Source organism: Bacillus sp. LR--39 (assembly GCF_053613335.1).
In genome coordinates, this window is record NZ_JBSIOT010000091.1 from 1 (window position 1) to 1,747 (window position 1,747).

Consider the following 1,747-nt stretch of genomic DNA (forward strand, 5'->3'; position numbering starts at 1 on the left):
CATGAGACCTATGATCTGTATGTGACCCCGGCAACGGCTTACCCCGCTCCAAAGGTCGGCGAGCTCACCCATACCGAAAAAGAAGCCGAAGCGCTCCTGAAAGTAAGTGAGCTGGAAAAAATCGAGCAGCAGTCGCTGATTTATCAAATGTTTTTGAAAAGCTTGACATATACACCATTCACACAGCTTGCCAACTTAACCGGACAGCCTGCAATGAGCGTCCCGGTCCATCTGACAAATGAAGGTTTGCCGCTGGGTGTTCAAGTGACGGCTCCGAAAGGAAAGGAACATTGGCTGCTGCGCACCGCCCATTTATTAGAGCAATCAGACTTATGGATCGGAATGAAAGGAAATCCAATGCTCGGCAGTCTGTAACCGTATAAGAGAGGACCGCCCGTTAATCAGGCCGGTCTTCTTTTTTATCGTACAGTTTTTCAAGCTCGTCAACCAATGTTCCGACATACGTCACAGCCCGGCGGATCGGCTGGTCTGTCGACATGTCGACACCGGCGTGTTTCAACAAGTCCAGCGGCTTCATGGTACCGCCTGCTTTTAAAACGTTCAGCCATCTGTCTACGGCAGGGCGGCCTTCTTCTTTGATCTGTTGCGAGACGATCGTCGATGCTGTCAGCCCGGCAGAATAGGTGTAAGGGTATAACCCCATGTAATAGTGTGGCTGACGCATCCATGTTAAGCTTGCTCCTTCATCAACCTTAACTCCGCTGCCCCAGAATTCGGAGAGCACGGCGCTAGTTTCCTCAGACAGTACGGAAGCGGTAAGTGCGTGCCCCTGTTCGGCGAGCTCATAGACTCTCCGCTGATATTCCCCCTCAAGCAGATGGGTGACGAAATTGTGGTAATACGTGCCCATCAGCTGGTTGATGACCCAGCGCTTCATTTTCGGATCATTTGTTTTGGAAAACAAATGCTGAGCGAGAAGCATTTCGTTCATTGTAGAAGGCGCTTCAATGAAATATAGAGACGGTCTGACATTCATGATGCGCTGCTCTCGGTTGGCAAAGTAAAAATGGCCGGCATGACCGAGTTCATGGGCAAGGGTAAAGGCATCCCGCATCGTATCCGTCCATGTCATCAAAATGAAAGGATGCGCTCCGTACGGACTTGAACAAAACGCGCCCGTTGATTTGCCGATATTGTCAGCGAGATCAACCCACCGCTCAGTCAAGGCGGTTTCCATGACTTCCGTGTACTCCGGCCCCATCACTTGTAAAGCGTCCAAGATCATCCGGCCGGCCTGTTCGTAAGTCGTCTTTGGACTGAAGTCGTGATCGAGCGGAGCCTGCAAATCGCAGAAGCGCATTTCGTCGAGGTCTAATACGCGTTTTTTCAAGGCGGCATACTTGCGCATATGAGGTGCAAGTTCGTTTTTAATCACATCAAGCTGGTTGCGGTACATTTCGAGCGTGACGCTTTGCGGCTGAAGAAGCATATGGGTGACGGATTCATATCCGCGCAGCCTTGACATGCTGACCTGTTTTTTGACCTCTGTTTCATAGATGGCGGCGATGGTGTTTTTGTATGTTTGCAGGGTATTGGTAAAGGAGTCGAATGCGGTTCTGCGAATATGCGTATCAGGAGAGAACATGTATTTTCCTTCATATAACGCGAACGAATTGGCGAGTGTATTGCCGTTTCGGTCCTGAATCGGGGAAAATTGCATATCCGCAAGCTTCGCCATCCCGAAAATTTTGTACGGGGCATCATGTATTTCGCCTAAAACGGCTAG

Annotated in this window: 2 protein-coding genes; one reads left to right on the plus strand and one right to left on the minus strand. The window is 50.1% G+C overall.

Translation table 11 applies throughout. The features are described from left to right. Positions 1–375 (plus strand): amidase family protein (locus ACWHAR_RS20590; RefSeq protein WP_452087673.1); only part of this gene is annotated, 375 nt, incomplete at its 5' end. Between the two features lie 22 nt (positions 376–397). On the opposite strand, the gene pepF is transcribed toward ACWHAR_RS20590, so the two are convergent. After that, positions 398–1,747 (minus strand): oligoendopeptidase F (pepF, locus tag ACWHAR_RS20595; protein ID WP_452087674.1); only part of this gene is annotated, 1,350 nt, incomplete at its 5' end.